This is a genomic window from Klebsiella sp. YJ (assembly GCF_002108615.1).
GTDB classification, from domain to species: domain Bacteria; phylum Pseudomonadota; class Gammaproteobacteria; order Enterobacterales; family Enterobacteriaceae; genus Klebsiella; species Klebsiella planticola.
This window is the reverse complement of the sequence record NZ_MTEG01000013.1, coordinates 110,282-127,466: the sequence shown is the minus strand read 5'-3', so window position 1 is coordinate 127,466 and position 17,185 is coordinate 110,282. Positions and strand designations below refer to the sequence as shown.

Annotated in this window: 14 protein-coding genes; 6 read left to right on the top strand and 8 right to left on the bottom strand. The window is 56.3% G+C overall.

The window, feature by feature from the left end; translation table 11 throughout:
* Positions 1 to 131: 131 nt before the first annotated feature.
* Complete coding sequence (locus tag BV390_RS15135; protein WP_032689452.1) at positions 132 to 2,522, top strand: glucose/quinate/shikimate family membrane-bound PQQ-dependent dehydrogenase; 2,391 nt, start codon at positions 132 to 134, stop codon at positions 2,520 to 2,522.
* 90 nt (positions 2,523 to 2,612) lie between these two features.
* Here BV390_RS15135 and cueO read toward each other — a convergent pair whose 3' ends face one another.
* Positions 2,613 to 4,238, bottom strand: coding sequence for a multicopper oxidase CueO (gene cueO, locus BV390_RS15130; RefSeq protein WP_085397072.1), 1,626 nt, complete (start codon positions 4,236 to 4,238; stop codon positions 2,613 to 2,615).
* 146 nt (positions 4,239 to 4,384) lie between these two features.
* Between cueO and BV390_RS15125 the strand changes: the two genes are divergently transcribed.
* The 3 genes from BV390_RS15125 (at position 4,385) to speD (ending at position 6,616) form a co-directional block, all read left to right on the top strand.
* Entirely contained in the window at positions 4,385 to 4,732 is a 348-nt protein-coding gene (locus BV390_RS15125; RefSeq protein ID WP_015585138.1) for a YacC family pilotin-like protein, read from the top strand.
* Positions 4,733 to 4,937: 205 nt separating this feature from the next.
* Entirely contained in the window at positions 4,938 to 5,807 is an 870-nt protein-coding gene (gene speE, locus BV390_RS15120) for a polyamine aminopropyltransferase (protein ID WP_032689454.1), read from the top strand.
* A 14-nt stretch (positions 5,808 to 5,821) separates the two neighbouring features.
* Positions 5,822 to 6,616 carry an adenosylmethionine decarboxylase gene (gene speD, locus BV390_RS15115; RefSeq protein WP_032689455.1) on the top strand — a complete coding sequence of 265 codons (795 nt, stop codon included), beginning with the start codon at positions 5,822 to 5,824 and terminating at the stop codon, positions 6,614 to 6,616.
* Positions 6,617 to 6,642: 26 nt separating this feature from the next.
* Here speD and BV390_RS15110 read toward each other — a convergent pair whose 3' ends face one another.
* The 6 genes from BV390_RS15110 to acnB form a co-directional block, all read right to left on the bottom strand.
* Complete coding sequence (locus BV390_RS15110; RefSeq protein WP_032697270.1) at positions 6,643 to 7,410, bottom strand: DeoR/GlpR family DNA-binding transcription regulator; 768 nt, start codon at positions 7,408 to 7,410, stop codon at positions 6,643 to 6,645.
* Between the two features lie 9 nt (positions 7,411 to 7,419).
* The gene (locus tag BV390_RS15105; protein ID WP_123198885.1) at positions 7,420 to 8,403 is read right to left on the bottom strand and encodes a D-threonate 4-phosphate dehydrogenase; all 984 of its coding nucleotides are present in this window, start codon (positions 8,401 to 8,403) and stop codon (positions 7,420 to 7,422) included.
* Positions 8,393 to 9,664 (bottom strand): D-threonate kinase, encoded by a 1,272-nt coding sequence (gene dtnK / locus BV390_RS15100; RefSeq protein ID WP_085397071.1) that lies wholly within the window; start codon positions 9,662 to 9,664, stop codon positions 8,393 to 8,395. Before dtnK ends, BV390_RS15105 begins: the two co-directional genes overlap by 11 nt.
* The gene (locus BV390_RS15095; RefSeq protein WP_032689458.1) at positions 9,661 to 10,614 is read right to left on the bottom strand and encodes a 2-keto-3-deoxygluconate permease 1; all 954 of its coding nucleotides are present in this window, start codon (positions 10,612 to 10,614) and stop codon (positions 9,661 to 9,663) included. Before BV390_RS15095 ends, dtnK begins: the two co-directional genes overlap by 4 nt.
* A gap of 174 nt (positions 10,615 to 10,788) precedes the next feature.
* Positions 10,789 to 11,151: a protein YacL gene (gene yacL / locus BV390_RS15090; RefSeq protein ID WP_085397070.1), complete on the bottom strand. Its 363-nt coding sequence runs from the start codon at positions 11,149 to 11,151 to the stop codon at positions 10,789 to 10,791.
* A gap of 301 nt (positions 11,152 to 11,452) precedes the next feature.
* Entirely contained in the window at positions 11,453 to 14,050 is a 2,598-nt protein-coding gene (acnB, locus tag BV390_RS15085) for a bifunctional aconitate hydratase 2/2-methylisocitrate dehydratase (protein WP_049267581.1), read from the bottom strand.
* A 356-nt stretch (positions 14,051 to 14,406) separates the two neighbouring features.
* Here acnB and BV390_RS15080 point away from each other — a divergent pair, with 356 nt between their 5' ends.
* Both BV390_RS15080 and BV390_RS15075 read left to right on the top strand, forming a co-directional pair.
* Entirely contained in the window at positions 14,407 to 16,038 is a 1,632-nt protein-coding gene (locus BV390_RS15080; RefSeq protein ID WP_085397069.1) for a DUF3300 domain-containing protein, read from the top strand.
* Positions 16,039 to 16,047: 9 nt separating this feature from the next.
* Positions 16,048 to 16,842, top strand: coding sequence for a DUF2950 family protein (locus tag BV390_RS15075; RefSeq protein ID WP_064793472.1), 795 nt, complete (start codon positions 16,048 to 16,050; stop codon positions 16,840 to 16,842).
* Between the two features lie 55 nt (positions 16,843 to 16,897).
* Here BV390_RS15075 and BV390_RS15070 read toward each other — a convergent pair whose 3' ends face one another.
* Positions 16,898 to 17,182, bottom strand: a complete 285-nt coding sequence (locus tag BV390_RS15070) for a hypothetical protein (RefSeq protein ID WP_032689462.1) — start codon at positions 17,180 to 17,182, stop codon at positions 16,898 to 16,900.
* Positions 17,183 to 17,185 lie beyond the last annotated feature (3 nt).

Here is a 17,185-nt window from a genome sequence, read left to right as displayed (position 1 = left end):
ATGCAGTATACCAGTAAAAAGAAATATGCGATGCAGGGAATAATAAAGCCCATTTTGTGATTCCGATCACACTTGTTAAATCCTATAATTAATTGCAATTAAAAAATTAACAAACAACCGAGTGTCTTTCTATGGCAGAAACAAAGTCTCAACAATCACGGCTTCTCGTGACGCTGACAGCTCTCTTTGCAGCGTTCTGCGGCCTGTATCTTCTTATTGGTGGGGTATGGCTGGCAGCCATTGGCGGCTCCTGGTATTACCCTATTGCGGGCCTGGTCATGCTGGGCGTCACCGTGATGTTGTGGCGCGGCAAACGTTCAGCGCTGTGGCTCTATGCCGCACTGCTGCTCGCCACCATGATCTGGGGCGTCTGGGAAGTCGGCTTTGACTTCTGGGCGCTGACGCCGCGTAGCGATATTCTGGTCTTCTTCGGCATCTGGCTCATTTTGCCTTTTGTCTGGCGTCGTCTGCCGATCCCATCGGGCGGCGCGGTCGCCGGTCTGGTCGTTGCCCTGCTGATCAGCGGCGGTATCCTGACCTGGGCCGGTTTTCATGACCCGCAGGAAGTGAACGGTACCCTGAATGCCGATGCGACGCCGGCGGCGCCGATCTCCGCGGTAGCCGATGGCGACTGGCCGGCGTACGGCCGTAACCAGGAAGGCCAACGTTATTCACCGCTGAAGCAAATCAATGCCGATAACGTGAAAAACCTGAAGGAAGCCTGGGTGTTCCGCACCGGCGACCTGAAGCAGCCGAACGATCCGGGTGAAATCACCAACGAAGTGACGCCGATTAAAGTCGGCAATATGCTGTACCTGTGTACCGCCCACCAGCGTCTGTTCGCCCTTGATGCGGCTACCGGGAAAGAAAAATGGCACTTTGACCCACAGCTGAATGCGGATCCGTCCTTCCAGCACGTCACCTGCCGCGGCGTCTCTTACCACGAAGCGAAAGCGGATAATGCGCCGGCTGACGTCGTCGCCAACTGCCCGCGCCGGATTATTCTGCCGGTCAACGATGGCCGCCTGTTCGCCATTAATGCCGACAACGGCCAGCTGTGCGAATCCTTTGCCAACAAAGGGATTCTCAATCTGCAGACCAATATGCCGGTTACCACGCCGGGGATGTATGAACCGACATCGCCGCCGATTATTACCGACACCACCATTATCATCGCCGGGGCGGTCACCGATAACTTCTCTACCCGCGAGCCGTCAGGCGTCATTCGTGGTTTTGATGTCAACACCGGTAAACTGCTGTGGGTGTTCGATCCGGGCGCGAAAGATCCGAACGCCATTCCGGACGATGAACATCACTTCACGCTGAACTCCCCTAACTCCTGGGCGCCGGCGGCCTATGATGCGAAGCTGGACCTCGTGTACCTGCCGATGGGCGTGACCACTCCGGATATCTGGGGCGGCAACCGCACGCCGGAACAGGAACGCTACGCCAGCTCGATCGTGGCGCTGAACGCCACCACCGGTAAACTGGTATGGAGCTATCAGACCGTTCACCACGATCTGTGGGACATGGATATGCCGTCTCAGCCTACGCTGGCGGATATCGACGTTAACGGTAAAACCGTTCCGGTCATCTACGCACCGGCCAAAACCGGGAATATCTTCGTCCTCGATCGTCGTAACGGCGAACTGGTCGTCCCGGCACCGGAAAAACCGGTTCCTCAGGGCGCAGCCAAAGGCGATTATGTCTCTAAAACTCAGCCATTCTCCGACCTGAGCTTCCGTCCGAAGAAAGATTTGACCGGCGCGGATATGTGGGGCGCCACCATGTTCGATCAGCTGGTGTGCCGCGTTATCTTCCATCAGCTGCGTTATGAAGGCATCTTCACTCCGCCGTCAGAGCAGGGCACTCTGGTCTTCCCGGGTAACCTGGGGATGTTTGAGTGGGGCGGGATTTCCGTCGACCCGAACCGTCAGGTGGCGATTGCCAACCCGATGGCGCTGCCGTTCGTATCGAAACTGATCCCGCGCGGCCCGGGCAACCCGATGGAACCGCCGAAAGATGCGAAAGGTTCCGGTACCGAATCCGGTATCCAGCCGCAGTATGGCGTACCGTTCGGCGTGACCCTCAACGCCTTCCTGTCGCCGTTTGGCCTGCCGTGCAAACAGCCGGCCTGGGGTTACATCTCCGCGCTGGATCTGAAAACCAACGAAGTGGTATGGAAAAAACGTATCGGTACGCCGCAGGATAGCCTGCCGTTCCCGATGCCGATCCAGCTGCCGTTTAACCTGGGTATGCCGATGCTGGGCGGCCCAATCTCCACCGCGGGCAACGTGCTGTTTATTGGCGCTACCGCCGATAACTACCTGCGCGCATACAACATGAGTAATGGTGAAAAACTGTGGCAGGCCCGTCTGCCGGCAGGCGGCCAGGCTACGCCAATGACCTATGAAGTGAATGGCAAACAGTATGTGGTCATTGCCGCTGGCGGCCACGGCTCGTTTGGCACGAAGATGGGCGACTATATCGTCGCCTATGCGCTGCCTGATGAAGCGAAATAAGCCCTGAGTAAAAACGCAGTACCAAAACAAAAGGCCCGGTGAAAACCGGGCCTTTTTTACGCGAGCACAATCTCCCCGGCGAGGGGAAAACTAGACCGTAAAGCCGAGCATCATGCCGGTATCTTCATGTTCCAGCAGGTGGCAGTGCGCCATATAGGCATGCTCTTTCGACGCCTCGTGATCGAACTTCACCAGCACTTCACTGACGCCACCCTCAACCCGTACGGTATCTTTCCAGCCTGAACGATGCGCGGCAGGCGCAGCGCCATTCTCCGACAGGATACGGAACTGGGTACCGTGAATATGGAACGGGTGCAGCATCATGTCGCCTTTGCCGGAAATCACCCAGCGCTCATATTGCCCTTTTGCTGCGGCAAACATCGGCAGATTCATATCAAAGGCTTTGCCATTGATCCGGTTAGCATTATGGAAATCGAAACCGTCAGCGCCGTGGTTCATCTGCCCCATGCCGCCGTGGTTCATGTTCCCCATATCGCCATGATTCATCTGCCCCTTGTCGCTCATATTGCCCATCATGGAATGGCCCATATTGCCGTGCTCCATCATGCTGCCGTGGTTCATGCCGGACATCGCCTGGTTACCATATTTTTGCATCAGCGCCTGCATTCCCATCATATCCAGCATCGGATCCATCGACAGCTGGAGCGTGCGCTGAGTCAGCCCCTCCAGCGACGGCAGCGCCGGCATACTGACCAAAGAATCCGGCAGTTTGCCGGAGGCCTGGATAGTCAGCGGCTGGATGCGCAAGACCGGCTGCGGCTTATCAAACGGCGCGATTGCCATCCCCATCTGGCTCACCGGCAGAGTGATCAGATCGAAAGCTTTACCATCGCGGGTATCGATCAGCACTTCAAAGCGCTCGCCCATTAACATCGGCAGTTCATTCACCTTCACCGGCTCGGCAAGCAGTCCACCGTCGCTGGCGATAACGTACATCGGCCGGTTATCGCTGGTGGAAAAATTCAGCGAGCGGGCGTTACAACCGTTGAGTAAACGCAAACGCAGCCAGCCGCGCGGCGCGGCGTGTTCCGGGTAAAGTGCCCCGTTTGCCAGCAAGGTATCGCCAAACCAGCCGACCGCCGCGCTCATGATGTCGAGCTGATAATCGATCTCCCCGGCAGCGGTAAAGCGCTTATCCTGCACAATCACCGGTACGTCATCGATCCCCCACTGCTTCGGCAACAGCAGCTGCTCGCTTTCTTCATCAGAAATCAGTACCAGTCCCGCCAGCCCCATCGCCACCTGACGACCGGTTTTTCCATGCTGGTGCGGGTGGAACCAGCAAGTCGCGGCACGCTGGCTGGGGGTAAAGTTCACGCTGCGGGAGGCGCCAGGCGCAATGATCCCCTGCGGACCGCCGTCGACCTCACCCGGCACCTCCAGCCCATGCCAGTGTACGGTCGTCTCTTCGGCCAGGCGGTTGTGAATATCCACGGTCACCGCCTCCCCTTTTTTGAGCTTCAGCGCCGGCCCCAGCAGATTTCCGTTATAACCCCAGGTGGTCGCCTGATGCGGACCAAACTGAGTTTTTCCGGTCTGGATGGTTAATGTGATGCGATTACGTGCGTCGGCGGTCAGAAGATCGGGCACCGGCAGGGCCGGACGGCTGGCGGCGAAAACCGAACGGCTCCAGAGCGGCAGCGCGCTGAATACGCCGGCCGCCGCGGTTAATTTGATAAATTCACGACGTTGCATTTTCACATCCTTTTTATTCTGCTGGTGAACTTTTGAGCTTAAACCTTCCACCAACAGGAAGGTCAAGCAGAAGAGTAAGAATAAAGCTCTACGTAGTGTAAAGAAGTATGCTAACTTTGAGCGTCCGTGATTCAATGGTAGAGAAAATGAAGACGCTTTTCAGAACAATAGTGCTCGGCAGCCTGCTTGCTCTGTCCGCCAATAGCTATGCGTTAAGCGAGTCCGAAGCGGAAGATATGGCTGATTTAACGGCGGTATTTGTCTTCCTGAAAAACGACTGCGGTTACCAGAATCTGCCGAATACTCAAATTCGTCGCGCGCTGGTCTTTTTTGCTCAACAGAACCAATGGGATCTGAGCAACTACGACAGCTTCAATATGAAGGCGCTCGGTGAAGACAGCTACCGCGATCTCAGCGGTATCAAAATCCCCACGACCAAAAAATGCAAAGCGCTGGCCCGCGATTCGCTGAGCCTGCTCGCTTACGTTAAATAGTCCACCCGCCGGCCCGGACGCCATCCCGCCGCCTGTACAAGGTGGCCTGGTCTCCCCATCCCGCAGCCCGGCAATATTCCTGCCATTCAGCCCTGCGCCATGCGAATTGCTGAAATATCCACCGTGCATCATCATCTATAGTTGGCTATGATGTTGCGCTCGTTTTTTCGAGTGAACCGGACGTTCACAATGGAGGAATCCGCCCGTGGCTGATAACAATCTGTGGCATGAAACGCTGCACGACCATTTTGGTCAGTATTTTGCGGTTGATAATGTGCTGTATCACGAAAAGACCGATCACCAGGATTTGATCATTTTTGAGAACGCCGCCTTTGGCCGCGTGATGGCGCTGGACGGCGTGGTCCAAACCACCGAACGCGATGAGTTTATCTATCATGAGATGATGACCCATGTGCCTCTGATGGCCCACGGCCAGGCGAAACATGTGCTGATTATCGGCGGCGGCGACGGCGCGATGCTGCGAGAAGTCTCTCGTCACCGCACCATCGAAACCATCACCATGGTCGAAATCGACGCTGGCGTGGTCTCATTCTGCCGCCAGTATCTGCCAAATCACAACGCCGGCGCCTATGACGATCCGCGCTTTACGCTGGTGATTGACGATGGCGTCAATTTTGTTAACCAGACGACGCAAACGTTTGATGTGATCATCTCCGACTGCACCGACCCTATTGGTCCCGGCGAGAGCCTGTTCACCTCGGCCTTTTACGAAGGCTGCAAACGCTGCCTGAATCCCGGCGGCATTTTTGTGGCCCAAAACGGGGTCTGCTTTCTGCAGCAGGATGAAGCGATCGACAGCCACCGCAAGCTCGGCCACTATTTCAGCGATGTCAGCTTCTACCAGGCCGCGATTCCGACCTATTATGGCGGCATTATGACCTTCGCGTGGGCGACCGATAATGATGCCCTGCGCGACCTGTCCAATGAAATTATCCAGGCGCGTTTTCACAAAGCGAACCTGAAGTGCCGTTACTATAATCCGGCTATTCACAAGGCGGCATTTGCCCTACCGCAATATTTACAGGATGCGCTGTCCGCCAGCGATCTTCAGTAAGGGGGTGAACTAAATTGAAAAAACTGAAGCTGCATGGCTTTAACAACCTGACCAAGAGCCTGAGTTTTTGTATTTACGATATCTGCTATGTCAAAACGGCAGAGGAGCGCGATGGCTACATCGCCTATATCGATGAACTCTATAACGCCAACCGTCTGACCGAGATTTTGTCAGAGACCTGCTCAATCATCGGCGCCAACATTCTGAACATTGCTCGCCAGGATTATGAACCTCAGGGCGCCAGCGTGACGATTCTGGTCAGTGAAGAACCCGTTGACCCACAGCTTATCGACCAGACCGAACACCCGGGCCCGCTCCCGGAAGCCGTCGTCGCCCATCTCGACAAAAGCCATATCTGCGTGCATACCTACCCGGAAAGCCATCCGGAAGGCGGACTGTGCACCTTCCGTGCCGACATCGAAGTCTCCACCTGTGGGGTTATCTCACCGCTTAACGCGTTGAATTATCTTATCCACCAGCTGGAATCTGACATTGTCACTATTGATTATCGCGTCCGCGGTTTTACCCGTGATATCAATGGTATGAAGCACTTCATTGACCATGAAATCAATTCAATTCAGAACTTTATGTCCGAGGACATGAAAGCGCTGTATGACATGGTGGACGTCAATGTCTACCAGGAAAATATCTTCCACACCAAGATGCTGCTGAAAGAGTTCGATCTGAAGCACTACATGTTCCACACCAGACCCGAAGATCTCAGCGCCGCAGAGCGCAAGTCCATCACCGACCTCCTGTGGAAAGAGATGCGGGAAATTTACTACGCCAGAAATATCCCTTCCATCTGAACATCTGACGGCGCCTGCGGGCGCCGTTACTCGGGCTGAACCAGTTTGAGGGTAACGTTCTGCTCTTTGAGCGTGTTCTGAACCGCCTGCGAGAGATTAACGTCGGTCACCACTTCGCTAAAACCGGCAAGCGGCGCCACGGTAAATAATGAATGTGCGCCATACTTGCTGCTGTCGGCCAGCAACACTTTACGCTGGGCGTTGGCAATGATTTCCTGCTTCAATCCAGCCTTCTCTTCCGTCGGTGTAGTCACTCCGGTTTCCGCACTCCATGAGTTACAGCTCATAAAGGCAATAGTCGGGAAAACGCTACGCAACATTTTGCGGCCATACTCACCAATGCAAGACTGACTGCTGTCATCAATTCGTCCGCCGACGATGGTCACTTCAATTTGCCTGAATTCGGATAAAAACAGGGCAATATGCAAGTCGACGGTTATAACCCGCAGCGGCAGATGGGTTAAGCACTTTGCCAGCTCCAGCATGGTCGTCCCGGCATCCAGAACCACCGCATCCCCAGGATGTACCAGAGAGGCAGCATAGCGCGCAATGGCTCTTTTTTCGGCAGGCGATCGCAGCTGCTTTTCATTCGTAGTGGGCTGTACAGGTTCAAAGCGGCGTAACGCTACGCCGCCATGGCTTCGACTGATAACGCCCTGTTCATCCAGTTTGATCAAGTCACGTCGGATAGTGGCCGGGGATGCATCCACCGCCTCAACCAGTTGCTCTACCGTAACCAGCGTATGGTTTTTCAGATACGCCACTATTTTATCCAGACGGTGTTGTCCTTTCATAACAGGGAATTACGCCAGTTGCATTGCCAGTTTTATCGATATAGCCATGCTCTCAGATTTTGCTTTTCCCGTCCAGGCGATATCAAAAGCGGTCCCGTGATCGGCTGACGTCCGGATAAACGGCAGGCCGGCAGTAATATTAACGCCATCATAGAAACCTAATAATTTCAATGGAATATGTCCCTGATCGTGGTACATGGCGACCACCATATCGTATTGCCCTTCATAGGCCTGAAGAAAAATCGTATCCGGAGGGCAAGGGCCGTAAACCGCTATCCCTTTGGCCTTTGCGCTGGAAATGGCCGGCACCAGAAACCGGCCTTCTTCATCACCAAACAGGCCATTCTCACCCGCATGAGGATTGACTCCGGCGACGGCAATGCGCGGTTTCGCATAGCCGACGCGCTTGAGAAAAGTATCTGCAATCGCGATAACGGTTTCGACGCGGGACGTATTCAGGGTGTCCAGGAATGTGCGTAGGGCGATATGCGTCGACACATGGATAACTTTCAGCTTCTCCGTGAACAGCACCATGGCATAATCGCGGCTTTCGGTCAGCGTCGCCAGCAGTTCGGTATGCCCGGGATAGTTATGTCCGGCGAGATGCAATGCCTCTTTGTTCAGAGGCGCCGTGGCGATCGCCTGAACGTCACCTTTCAACGCCAGCGCCGTCGCCCGCTTGACACAACGATAGGCCAGATCGCCCGCCTGGGCCTGAACTTTTCCCGGCACCAGCGCCTGTGGATCCGCCAGCGGCTCATCAATCACATGGATTACTCCGGGCGTAAAGCGCGCAGCGGCCACCTCGTTGATAGCGCGAAACTCGACATCCGCTGCCAGACCTTTTTCCTGCAACCGCTTCAGGGTTTGCAGACAACCGACCACCACCACAGGCGTACCGTTCAGTGAATCTTCCGCGAGGGCTTTAACAATAATTTCTGGCCCAATCCCCGCGGGATCGCCCATCGTGATAGCAATAGTCTTAATGCCCACTATACATCTCCTCAATATAATAAAGCGCATCGCACAGCGTGCTGTCCGATCCAAATCCCCCGGCCTTAGTGATCACCGGCAAATCATCCAGTTCGCTGTTGATAAATGTCCCGCAAGGAATGCAGGGCGCAACCTCACTCTGAATCCGATATCCCTCCGCGCCCAACGCGTTGGCCACCGCAGTGGCGATGTCGCCCCCAGTCAGAAACAGGCCGCCGACTCGCGCCTGCCCGAGGATCTGCAATGTGATCGCCCCGATCCGTTGGCTTAGCATCTCCCCCAGTTGCTGGCGACTTATCGCGGCGGAACCACACAAACTCTCGATCAGATGTCGATCTTCCGCGCTGCGACTGGTACGCAAGATCGTATGATGCTGGCGACCGAGCTGGGCGCAGGCTTGCTCTGCCACCGAGGCTATCTCCAGGGCATATGAGGAAGAGATCAGGCGGGAGGCGTCGATATCCACCACCTCTGCTCTCCCTTCGTAAAGCGCACGATCCACCTGTCGGCGCGTGGCCTCACTCATTGAGCCTGCCACCACCAGCACAGGCAGAGTCTGCTGCTCTTGCATAAAGAAGCTGACAGGCAAGGCATTTGCAAGGCCCGCCGCTCCGACCATCAGCGGAAGCCGTTCTTGTTCCCCGAGAGCCTGAGCGATCAGCATCAGATCGCGATCCTCAACGGCATCAACGACCACCATGCACTCGCCTTCGGCGTCCAGGGCGCTCAAAACGGCGCTGAGTCCTCCGTGTCGGACCTCCTCCAGATGAACTTCGTAAACAGGAATACCGCTTTGCAGCGCGATCAGTTCAGCAATTCGGGACGACGTAACTGGCGTTTTCGGATCGCTGGCAAATTCGGTCTCCAGAAGCGGAACACCGTTGACCAGACACAGGCCGTTCTGCGTAGTGCGGCCGGCGGAAGGAATAGCCGCGGCAATCACCGCCATGCGACTACCGCTGGCTTGCATCGCCGCCACAACTTCAGCCCCGACGTTACCACGAAAGGTAGAATCAATTTTTTTGTACACCAGCGGCGGGGCTATCGTTTCACACCACGGCGCGAGTGCGCGACGCACGGCCTTTGCGGCCAGCTCTGCGGAAACAGCCCGGCTCTCGGTATTGATGATAAGCACATCGGCGCGACGTGAAGGCTTCTGCGAGGTACTGAGCATCACTTCCGTTCGTGCGCCTTTTTTCGCCAGCTGTACCCCGGTATCATTCGATCCCGTAAAATCATCGGCAATCACGATCATTTTCATGTGTTCTTTTCCTCCGGAAGCTGACGCACCTGCCTTTTTGCCACCCAGGAAGTCAGTATCGGCGTCAGGATTGCGGTCGTGATAACCGAGGCCGCTATGAGCGGGGCCGCCGCGGCAGCGACGGATGCCAGCGAAGGATCGGCCTGGGCAATCGCCAGCGGTGTAGCCACCGCGTTACCGGCCGTGCTGGATGCTGCAGCGCCAGCGATACCACTTCCTCCGACCAGCCGATCGGCACGAATATTAAAAAATCCGCCAATAAAGGTGGTCAGAATGCCGAGGAGAATGCCCGCCAGCCCGCCCTGGAGCAACATTTCCAGATTGATACCAGCCCCCAGAGCAAAAGCAAAAAATGGAATGAGCAGCGGTCCGCCTTTCGTCAGGAAGTCGCGCATGTGCACGTCAAGGTTGCCAAGGATCATGCCAACAATCAGAGGAATCAGTACCGCAACGAGTGCCATGATCGGAATGTTGGCCATACCTGCCGCCCCCAGCGCGATCATGGTGAAGAAAGGACCATCGTTCAGTGACAAAATAGAGATAGCGCCGACATCACGTTCATTGCCAAACTCCCCAACCAGCGCCGCATAAAGCCCGCCGTTGGAATTGCTCATGGCGGCAATAATCGCCAGGCCGCTCAAACCGAAGATCCCCTCGGCGCCGAAAAGATGTTCAACCCCCAGCCCTAGCGCGATGGCGATAAGGAGTTTGGTCAGCGTGATAGTCCCCCCCTGTAACAACGCCTGAGGAGCGGCTTTGATGCTAATCCCCGCCCCCATACACAGCAAAAATGCGCCAATCAGCGGTGCAGCACCGTTCTTAAAGAGCGCGGTTGTAAACCCGCCGACCTCCAGCGCATGAGGTGCAAACGTATTTATGACCGCACCGATGACCAGTGGCACAACCATCATGCCTCCGGGTACTCGCTCTATTGCTTTTTTGATGTTCATGTCGTGCCGCCTGTCATTAATATGATTAAATGAAATCACATTGATTATATTTAATCAACAACAAACGATAAACACGCGCGATCACAGTTTTAAAATGATTAAATAAAATCAATTAATCATTCAGGGCAAAAATAAGCCGGGAGTTCGGCTCCCGGCGTGAATGCATGAAGGGGGTTACGCTTTGCTGACAAACTCGCGGTACGCGGCCACCACCTGTAAAAAATCCTCAACGCCGCACAGAGAGAGGCTTTCTTCGTCGTAGTAGCTCATCCCCTCTTCGATTTCATCACCTGAAATCTCCAGCTGGTTGGCGCGAATCATCACCTCTTCGCCATCCAGCCATAGCGTGTATTCATGTCCGGCACGCTGCCAGGAACGCACGCTGCCTTTTACGGTGCGCGCGGCCTGTTCCACTTCATCCAGCAGGGCGAGGTTATCTTTCACCTCTTCGTTAAACCAGTGCCCCACCACCTCGTGGCCCATCGACATTCGCACCTTTACCACTCCGGTAATATCGCGCAGAAACTCGTAATCCATAGTGTCTTCCTCTGCAAGGGCAATGCGTCACCGCTACATTGTACCCATAGGGTAATTATCGCAGCCCCCGGGCAGAAAAAAAGTGGACCAGATAGAGCAACAGTAAATAAAAGCGCCTCAGTTGGTTAACCGGTCGTCTTGCCGCCAACTGGCGGGCATTATTCCACCATTCTTTGCCAGCTGCCGGTCTGTCGGCGTCAAATCCCTTGCGCCTTTACCAGATGCCGATGGTTATCGGAGTACGTTTAGCGCAGCAATAAAAAAGCCACTCCGAAGAGTGGCTTTGAGCAGCAAGATTCGCTTATACCGCGGTCTGGAAAATCACACCGTCAGCTTTATCAGTGTACTGTTCCAGCTGGTTGAAGTTCAGGTAGCGATAGGTATCCGCCGCAGTCTTATCCACCTGAGCGACGAAGGTCTGGTACTCTTCCGGCGTCGGCAGTTTGCCGAGCAGGGAAGCGACCGCAGCCAGCTCCGCAGAGGCCAGATAGACGTTAGCGCCGGTGCCTAAACGGTTCGGGAAGTTACGGGTTGAAGTGGATACCACCGTCGCACCGTCCGCCACGCGCGCCTGGTTACCCATACACAGGGAACAGCCAGGGATTTCAATGCGCGCGCCGCTCTTACCAAACACGCTGTAGTAGCCTTCTTCAGTCAGCTGCGCCGCATCCATACGGGTTGGCGGAGCCACCCACAGACGAGTCGGCAGCTGGCCTTTGTGGCTGTCCAGCAGTTTACCCGCCGCACGGAAGTGACCGATGTTGGTCATGCAGGAACCGATGAAGACTTCGTCAATCTTCTCACCCTGCACATCGGACAGCAGACGCGCATCGTCCGGATCGTTCGGTGCACACAGGATAGGCTCTTTGATATCCGCCAGATCGATATCGATCACCGCGGCATACTCGGCATCGGCATCGGCTTCCAGCAGCTGCGGATCCGCCAGCCATTTTTCCATCCCCTGGATGCGACGCTCCAGCGTACGACGATCGCCGTAGCCTTCTGCGATCATCCACTTCAGCAGGACGATGTTGGAGTTCAGATACTCGACGATCGGTTCCTGATTCAGCTTAATGGTACAGCCGGCAGCAGAACGCTCTGCGGACGCATCGGTCAGCTCAAACGCCTGCTCAACTTTCAGATCCGGCAGACCTTCAATTTCCAGAATGCGTCCAGAGAAGATGTTTTTCTTCCCTTTCTTCTCAACGGTCAGCAGCCCCTGCTTAATCGCGTACAGCGGGATCGCATGGACCAGATCGCGCAGGGTGATCCCCGGCTGCATCTTGCCTTTGAAGCGAACCAGCACCGATTCCGGCATATCCAGCGGCATGACGCCGGTCGCGGCGGCAAAGGCCACCAGACCAGAACCTGCCGGGAAGGAGATACCAATCGGGAAGCGGGTATGAGAGTCACCACCGGTACCGACGGTATCCGGCAGCAGCATACGGTTCAGCCAGGAGTGGATAACCCCATCGCCCGGACGCAGAGAGACACCGCCACGGTTCATAATGAAGTCTGGCAGCGTATGGTGCGTGGTGACGTCAACCGGCTTCGGATAGGCCGCGGTGTGGCAGAAGGACTGCATCACCAGATCGGCGGAGAAACCAAGGCACGCCAGGTCTTTCAGTTCATCACGCGTCATCGGACCGGTGGTATCCTGGGAACCGACGGAGGTCATCTTCGGTTCACAGTAAGCGCCCGGACGAACACCGGCAACGCCGCAGGCGCGGCCAACCATTTTCTGCGCCAGCGAGTAGCCGCGGCTGCTTTCCGCCACGTCTTTTGCCTGACGGAATACGTCGCTGTGCGGCAGACCCAGCGCTTCACGCGCTTTCGTGGTCAGGCCGCGACCGATGATCAGCGGAATACGGCCGCCGGCGCGGACTTCATCAACCAGCACATCGGTTTTCAGCTCGAAGCTTGCCAGCAGTTCGTTGGTTTCGTGGTTACGCACTTCGCCTTTGAACGGGTAAACGTCAATCACGTCGCCCATATTCAGGTTGTTGACGTCCACTTCAATTGGCAGCGCGCCGGCATCTTCCATGGTATTGAAGAAGATAGGTGCAATTTTGCCGCCCAGGCAGAGACCGCCGCCGCGCTTGTTCGGCACGTTCGGGATATCGTCACCCATAAACCACAGCACCGAGTTGGTGGCGGATTTACGCGAAGAGCCTGTACCAACTACGTCACCGACGTAGGCCAGCGGGAAACCTTTTTGCTGAAGCGCTTCAATTTGCTTAATCGGGCCAACGGAACCCGGCTGATCCGGCTCGATACCTTCGCGGGCGTTTTTCAGCATCGCCAGCGCGTGCAGCGGGATATCCGGGCGGGACCAGGCATCGGGGGCCGGAGACAGGTCATCGGTGTTGGTTTCGCCGGTGACCTTGAATACGGTGACGGTGATTTTCTCAGCCAGCTGCGGACGGTTCAGGAACCACTCGGCGTCAGCCCAGGATTTCATGACCTGTTTAGCGTACTCGTTACCCGCTTTGGCTTTCTCTTCTACGTCGTAGAAGTTATCGAACATCAGCAGGGTATGGGACAGCGCTTTGGCGGCGATCGGCGCCAGTTTAGCATCGTCCAGAGCATCAATCAGCGGGTGAATGTTGTAACCGCCCTGCATGGTGCCCAGCAGTTCAACGGCTTTTTCAGGGGTAACCAGTGGGGAGGTCGCTTCGCCTTTGGCGATAGCGGCAAGGAATCCGGCTTTAACATAGGCGGCTTCGTCGACGCCCGGCGGTACACGGTTGATTAACAGGTCTAACAGGAATTCTTCTTCACCCGCAGGCGGGCTCTTCAGCAGTTCTACCAGCGCGGCCATTTGGGTTGCATCTAAGGGTTTGGCAACAATCCCAACGGCTGCACGCTCAGCTACGTGCTTACGGTATTCTTCTAGCACGACGGTTCTCCTCGCTCTCATTGTAAAATGCGGTAGGCGATTCTCTTCACGCTCCTGTGAGACAGCAGTTTGTAGGGTAAATGCCCGATACCGCGTCGGCAGCATAGCAGGATTTTGGCGAGGTGTTAATCTGTTTACAAAAAAGCAACATTAAAATTTAGCTGAATCGTTAAGGGCAGGATTTTACAGGCTTTACGTACATTTCCCGGGATATAAATTTAATTCTGTTACACATAACTGAGCAAAATCCCAACAATCATCAAAAATCAAAAATAGACCGGCTTATACTCCGTCGCGAGCGCTATTTTCGGCGATACTCAGTGGAAACGGGCCAAACTATAGCGCCGGGAGCTAACATGATACGACCTTTGAAACCCCACGTGATTGCCCTGGTGTGCAGTGCCGGGCTATTAGCTGCCTCCGGGGCCCTGTACGTGACAAGCCGCGCCGCAGAAACGCCGCCCGCTCCTGCCCCCCAACCCACCGCCGCTGCCGTTGAGTCCGCCGCTCCGACGGCGCAACCGGTCGCGGCCACCTACACGGCGGCGCAAATCGATCGGTGGGTCGCCCCCGTCGCCCTTTATCCGGATAACCTGCTGTCGCAGGTGTTAATGGCGTCAACCTACCCGAGCAACGTCCTGCAGGCCGTCCAGTGGTCGCAGGATAACCCAACGATGCAGGGTGACGCCGCCGTGCAGGCCGTGGCGAACCAGCCGTGGGACCCCAGCGTGAAATCGCTGGTCGCCTTCCCGGCGCTGCTGTCGCTGATGGGTGAAAATCCGCAGTGGGTGCAGGACCTGGGTAACGCGTTTCTCGCACAGCCGCAGGACGTGATGAATTCGGTGCAGAAACTGCGTGCCATCGCCCAGCAAACCGGGACGCTAAAATCGTCGCCGCAGCAGAAGGTGACCACAACCAAAGCGACGCCGCCACCGGCGACTTCCACCGCCACGTCAACGACGAAAACCACCACGGTGGTCGAGCCTGCGCCCACCACAGAAATCATCAAGATTGAATCTACCGATCCGAAGGTGGTGTATGTGCCAACCTACAACCCCAATACGGTTTATGGCACCTGGCCGAACACCGCGTACCCGCCGGTCTATTTGCCGCCAACGCCGGGTGAACAGTTTACCAACAGCTTCGTCAACGGCCTCGGTTTCAGCCTCGGGGTAGCCACCACTTATGCGCTGTTCAGCAGCATCGACTGGGATGATGACTATCATCACGACGATGACTGGGATCACGGCGGCTACCATGGCGGCGGGAACAACAATATCAATATCGACGTCGATAACTACAACCATTTCAACAAGCAGCGTTTTGACGGCAACAACGCTAGCTGGCAGCACAACCCGGCGTTCCGCAACAATGTGCCGTACCCGAACAATAACGTGGCGCAGCGTTTCCACCAGACCAACGTTCCCGGCGGCCTGAGCGCCACGCAGCACACTCCGGCGAACCTGACCAGTCAGCGTCAGGCGGCGCTCGACCAGTTCCAGCACAGCACTCACAACGGCGCGGCAAAAGGTCTGACCGCGGGCGGAGCGACGGCGGCGGCAGGCAACAGGGATACCCAACGCCAGGCGGCCTCACAGCAGCTCAACAAAATCACCCAGCGCAGCAACTACCGGGGCTATGACACCCCGGAAAACCGCGCGGCGGCGAAGCAAAAGCAACAAAATCCGGCGCCCCAACAGCAGCGACGGGACAAAGCAAACTCGCACCTCCAGAACCCGACGACGCAGCAGCAACAGCATCGCGACGCGGCGAAGTCGCAGGTTCAACAGCGCCCGCCGCAGCAGCGCCAGCAGAGAGTGCAGAATGTTCGTTCGAATGCGTTCAGCGGCAATGACAGCCGCTCGCCATCATGGGAGGCCCAGCGCCAGCGGGGCGCGCAGAGCCGGAGTACAGCGCACCTCAACACTAACCAGCGTGCGGCGGCGCAACAGCGCACGGGCCAACATCGCGAACTGCGTCATCGCTAAGGAGCGGTCATGAAAAAAGTCCTGATTTCTGGCTGGCTGGCGCTTTTTGCCCTGCCCGTTTTTGCCCAACAGTATTTTGCCACCCCGGAGAAGGCCGCCACCGCGCTGGCGGAGGCCATTTCGACGCAAAATGAGCCCGCGCTCAATGACCTGCTGGGGGAGGACTGGCGTCAGTACCTGCCGCAGCGGGAGGCAGATCCGCAAGCCGTCGCCCGTTTTCTTCGCGACTGGAAAGTCGGCCATAAGATTGTCGAACAGGGGGATATGGCACACCTCAACGTAGGCCGTGAAGAGTGGCAGCTGCCGCTGCCGATGCTGAAAAGCGCCGAGGGTTGGCACTTCGATATGGCGCAGGCGGCAGATGAGATCCAGACGCGAGAAATCGGCCGTAACGAGCTGTCGGCAATCCAGGCGATGCACGCCTACGTTGATGCACAAAATGAGTATTATCAGCACTTCCAGCGTTACGCCAAAAAGCTGTTCAGTAGCGCGGGGAAAAAAGACGGTCTGTACTGGCCAACTCAGCCCGGTGAAGAGCCGAGCCCGTTGGGGCCAGCCTTTAGCCCCGTCGAACCGGGCGAAGGCTATCACGGCTACCGTTTCCGCATTATCCATGACGGTGACAAGCAGACGGTCGCCCTGCTGGCGTGGCCCGTTGCATGGGGTGAAACCGGCGTGATGAGCTTTATGATCGACCAGAACGATCGCGTTTATCAGGCAAATTTAGGTAAGGATACGGAGACGTTAGTTCAGGCGATTACCCGCTTTACGCCAGATGAAAAATGGCAGGCTATCGAACAATAACCCCCTGCCCGGCGCATCCGTATGCCGCCGGGCTGGTTTCCTCATCTGACGATGTTTAGCCCTGATGCGGCATCAGCTGTGGATAGCCGCTGAAGGCTGGCTTGCTGCTGCTTAAGGCCGCCTCATCATTGTGAATACTGCCTGAGTTCGCCGCCCACACGCCTTCCGTGGTTTTGCTGATCGCCTGATGCTGCGCATTCAGGTTCTGACCCATGGCGGCGATATGGGTGTTTTCCGTGCCACCGCTATTGTCGGCCCAGGGAATGGAAGGATCTGCGGCGCAAGCCACCGCAGAAGCCAGGGTGGCAGCAAACAGGGCAGTTGTTAAAACGAGTTTCATAAC